This is a genomic window from Aquimarina pacifica (assembly GCF_000520955.1).
In the GTDB taxonomy this organism is placed as follows: domain Bacteria; phylum Bacteroidota; class Bacteroidia; order Flavobacteriales; family Flavobacteriaceae; genus Aquimarina; species Aquimarina pacifica.
In genome coordinates, this window is sequence record NZ_JACC01000076.1 from 1 (window position 1) to 4,305 (window position 4,305).

The following is a 4,305-nucleotide window of genomic DNA, read 5'->3' on the forward strand; positions in this document are numbered from 1 at the left end:
TGTAAACTATGTATCTTAACGAACATTAGCAAGAATCAAAATGATATTTAACTCAAAAAAAAGAAAACAAGCTATACAAGACTTTTTTGAGTACATAGAATCTGATATCTTACCGAACGAAACGGAAACTGAAATAGTGAATGGGATAAACCGACAACTCAAAAGTGGAATCGAATTAATAGAAAATAATGAATGGGGAGTTGCTTTTGAAAATTTGGGTTCAGAATTAGTCGAACATTATGTTATTATTGACAGAAAAGGAACGGAATTGGTTAAAAAAATAATCAAACTCTGTAAACTCGACAAAAAATGGGAATTTGATTTACGAAGAATTAACTCTCTTGGCTACAAAACTGGAAGTTGGAAACTGACAGATTCAGAACAGTTATCTAAAGAGCACAAATACACTTTTTATAAACCAAGTAGGGAAATAACTAAAAACCTTAAAGTTGGTAATATTGTAAAACTAACTTTCGAATTTGATTCCTCTAATTCAGAACATCCGTCAGCAGAAAGAATGTGGGTTGAGATTACAGAAATAAATGGAGAAAAATTCAAAGGAAAATTAGACAACCACCCATTTTATCTACACGAACTTTATGCCGGAGACGAATTAGTTTTCGAACATAAACATATTATTGACCACGATTTGGAAATATCTGAACCAAATTTGGTAGACAAATATTATGATAGATGTTTTGTTACAAATAAGGTTCTGTATGACAATGCACCGATAAATTACATATATCGTGAAGAACCAATGGAAAAAGACGAAGAAAGAGATTATGTTGACACAGGTTGGAGAATTTTATCTGGTGATGAGTCAGATGAATATATGGATGATTCGGAAAACATAAGTTTAGTTTCACTTGGAGCTGTTTTGTCAAGAGATGATTCATTTATCGAATTATTGGAATCTGAGATTGGGACAAGTTTTGAACGGAATAAAAATGGAATATTTGAAAAAATTAACGAATAATAACTAAGGCTAACACGGTGTATAAAACATAGCTAATAGGTGCTAAATCGAAAGGTTTGTGTATATTTAGAAAGTACGCCAAATTTTTAATTTGGCTTTTTTAAAAAAGAAAAATTAAAAACAAAATATAAAAATTCGGCTCTGTGTTAATCCGAAAAGTTAGTGTCTTCTTGCACACTACGTTTCATACACAAGTCCGTTGTATACAATTATGAAAAAAATCTTATTCTTATTGATATTAGCCTCTATCTTCTCTTCTTGTTCGAATAAGAAACAAGAGGTTCAAGGTGATTTATACTTTAAGCTAATTGATATAGGAAGTTTCTATAAAACTGATGATGAAACGTTTGTGAAATTTGAGAAATCTCTAGATAGCTTACGATTAAGCAAAAATATATCCTCAGATGAATTAGAAGTGATTAGAATTTTCGATCTACTTAAAAAAAATGATCTATTAAAATCGCCATGGATTAATTTAAAAACAGAATCCAAAATCATTAAAATATTCTTAACGCAAAAAGAATATAATAAGATTGAGAAATTTAAACGGAACCAACTTGTGAAAAACAACGAAAAGGTTGAATTAAAAATTCTAGTCGAAGAACTTGACAATGGAATTTATTATTCGAACGAAATATCGGAATTTAAAAAAGTTGACGGAAAAACACACTGGAGAAAATAAAACAGTATACAACACGATATATGTGATCATAGCAGTTAAGTGATCAATCAAATGGTTGTTGTATTTTTGGTAAGGCGCAATGCTTGCAAAATGGAAAAGTTAGCAACCAATGCGCAGAAAAATCATAAAACAGGGTAACATTTTGCCCTGCTACGACACATATATTAAACGTTAGCTACAATTATAAATGAACATCCTTAAAGCAATTTTACTTACAGCCTTATTATTGGGATTAGAAGTACTAATTTCTTTAGGAGTTTATGAGTTTATAGAACCAAAAGTAACTGATTCTTTAAGCGATGACAATCTGATTCATTATTTCGGCATAACAGGTCGAATACCCACAGTAATTGCTTACTTCATCGTTTTCTTCTTGTCTTATAGAGCTGTGTTCAACTTTAATAAAGGAATTGAAAAGATGAAAGGTATAAAACCAGAATTCCTTCTGTATTTGATTTTAATTGCCATTGGACTTGAATTCTTTGACCGACCATTATTTGACTTTAGTAAAATTTATGACTATTTAAGTGGTACGGAATTAAAACCATTTGAATTTTCCAAAAGCTCGAACTTATCAGTTCTCTACCGTGGAATATCAGTTTTGATAATTGCACCAATATTTGAGGAACTTTTCTTCCGTAAGTTTTTGTTCGGAAAGGTACTAAAAAAACACTCTTTAACTTTATCAATAATTGTTTCGAGTATTTGTTTCTCTTTAATTCACTTGCCAAGTTATAGAAACTTACTACCCACATTTATTTTTGGAATTATAGCCTGCTTAATATATAATAAAACTAATAACATATTCTATACGATAATCTTACACTTTCTGACCAATTTAAGTTGGTTACTATTAATGTCTTATGGAAAATATTATTACCAATGGAGCTATGGACTGAATTACAATTTCGTCTATTGGTTGTTATTTATTTTTGGAATAGGATTATCGTATATTGGAATTAAAAAAATAACAGTAGCTAACAAGGTATAACAAATCATAGCTCCCTTCGGGAAGCAACGCTTGTTATACGCAACGTTATAGAGCATAAAAACCAATGAATGAAGTTATAGATTTATTAAATAATCCTTTGAAACGACAAGAAGGATTATCTATTGCAAGAACTCTTGATAGCTTGACAAATGAATTAACGAACGATTTAATTTTGTGCGGTTTAAAGGAAAATGACCCAAGCTTTAACGGAGAATATATAAAACTGTGCGTTAAACATAACGGGACTAAAAATATTGGTGATCGCTTAATTGATTTTTTTGCAAATGGCAATATGAATGAAAAGATAGGGAGTTTAAAAGCTTTATATCACGTTTCTGAGGAACCTCTAATTTTGGATGAATCCGCAAATAGATTTATTGAAAACCCCAAATTTAAAGAACATAAAGCAGCTTATAAAAAAAGAGAGGAAATCTTGATAAAAGAATATGAAAAATGTGATAACATTATATTGAAATTCTTTTTTAAATGGGCCATTCCATCCAAATCAGGTGATTTTTTCAAGGGAGTTCCTGAAACCTATGCGGACTTGGAAACGCTGATTAAAGACAACATTCAATTAAAAGAACAACTAACGAAATATGTGGAATGGAATTAAACGCTCTCTAACATCATATATGAAATCAGAGCAAAAGTTTAATGCTGGATCGAAAGGTCATTTCCTTTTTGCAATGGCGCTAGATTTTTATAAATTGAATAAGAAATAAAAATGCGCAGATAGATCGATTAGCTCAGGCTTGCTTGCCTTGCTCCGATTCATATATTTGGCGTTATCTGCAATTCTGAAAAATGGACGAAAAAACAAAAAAACAAATAGAATTACATACTGCTGGTGCAACAATACGCCACAAAAACCCATTTGAAGAAATAGAACATTATAAATCTGAATTAAAAGTTGATAAGGAATTTGCAGCTAAATGGATTGTCCCATTTTATATGTGGGGGATTAATGATACGGAAAAGTTTTCATTTGATTATTTGAAAATAAAGCCTGAACTTGATATAAATATTGTAAAACAACTTCTCGGAGATTTTAATTGGAGAACACGTATTACTGGAGCTTACTTCGCATCAATAGAAAATTATACTGATCTTGAAGAAATTATAGGGATACATCTATTGAAAAGTCAAGTTTGCTATGCGGGTGGAGGTTATTGTTTAGCGCTAGCTACTTTTAATACCAAAAAATCATATGAATACATAAAAAAATATCTTGACTATTATTTGACTAGAAAAGATTTACATTTTCAACAAAGAGAGGCTATGGCAGCTCTAAATTGGTTGGACAAGACTAATAAAGCTAACGAAATGGAAAAGTACTTACCTTTATTCAATAAATGGGTGAAGGACAAATATTCTCAAAATATTGAATCTTCAATTAGACATTTTAACGATCAAATGAATGCGCTAATTGAGATAAAAAACAAAAGCAGATAACAAGATATATGTGTTCATAGCAGCTAAGTAATGAATCCAATGATTCTTGTATATTTATGAAGGCACAATGCTTGCCAAAAGTGAAAGTTAGCAACCATTGCACAGAAAAATCGAAAAGCAAGGTAACAATTTGCTCTGCTACGACACATATATTAAACGTTAGGTGCAATAGGGTACGTTAAACAAACATCCTTTACA

Annotated in this window: 5 protein-coding genes; all 5 read left to right on the forward strand. The window is 30.7% G+C overall.

Annotated elements, in window-relative coordinates; genetic code table 11:
* Positions 1-40: 40 nt before the first annotated feature.
* The 5 genes from DZ60_RS23695 to DZ60_RS24585 all read left to right on the forward strand — a co-directional run bounded on the left by DZ60_RS23695 (position 41) and on the right by DZ60_RS24585 (position 4,107).
* Positions 41-979: an immunity protein Imm33 domain-containing protein gene (locus DZ60_RS23695; protein WP_025744107.1), complete on the forward strand. Its 939-nt coding sequence runs from the start codon at positions 41-43 to the stop codon at positions 977-979.
* Between the two features lie 211 nt (positions 980-1,190).
* The gene (locus tag DZ60_RS0121690) at positions 1,191-1,661 is read left to right on the forward strand and encodes a hypothetical protein (RefSeq protein WP_025744108.1); all 471 of its coding nucleotides are present in this window, start codon (positions 1,191-1,193) and stop codon (positions 1,659-1,661) included.
* Between the two features lie 187 nt (positions 1,662-1,848).
* On the forward strand, positions 1,849-2,652 hold the full coding sequence (locus DZ60_RS24580) for a CPBP family intramembrane glutamic endopeptidase (protein ID WP_025744109.1): 804 nt from the start codon (positions 1,849-1,851) through the stop codon (positions 2,650-2,652).
* Between the two features lie 64 nt (positions 2,653-2,716).
* Complete coding sequence (locus tag DZ60_RS0121700; protein WP_025744110.1) at positions 2,717-3,268, forward strand: hypothetical protein; 552 nt, start codon at positions 2,717-2,719, stop codon at positions 3,266-3,268.
* 191 nt (positions 3,269-3,459) lie between these two features.
* The gene (locus DZ60_RS24585) at positions 3,460-4,107 is read left to right on the forward strand and encodes a DUF6000 family protein (RefSeq protein ID WP_025744111.1); all 648 of its coding nucleotides are present in this window, start codon (positions 3,460-3,462) and stop codon (positions 4,105-4,107) included.
* Positions 4,108-4,305: the final 198 nt, after the last annotated feature.

What these genes read in the sequence shown, in the direction of transcription:
- DZ60_RS23695 (WP_025744107.1), top strand. Translation starts at nt 41, where the DNA reads ATGATATTTAACTCAAAAAAAAGAAAACAAGCTATACAAGACTTTTTT.
- DZ60_RS24585 (WP_025744111.1), top strand. Translation starts at nt 3,460, where the DNA reads ATGGACGAAAAAACAAAAAAACAAATAGAATTACATACTGCTGGTGCA.
- DZ60_RS24580 (WP_025744109.1), top strand. Translation starts at nt 1,849, where the DNA reads ATGAACATCCTTAAAGCAATTTTACTTACAGCCTTATTATTGGGATTA.
- DZ60_RS0121700 (WP_025744110.1), top strand. Translation starts at nt 2,717, where the DNA reads ATGAATGAAGTTATAGATTTATTAAATAATCCTTTGAAACGACAAGAA.
- DZ60_RS0121690 (WP_025744108.1), top strand. Translation starts at nt 1,191, where the DNA reads ATGAAAAAAATCTTATTCTTATTGATATTAGCCTCTATCTTCTCTTCT.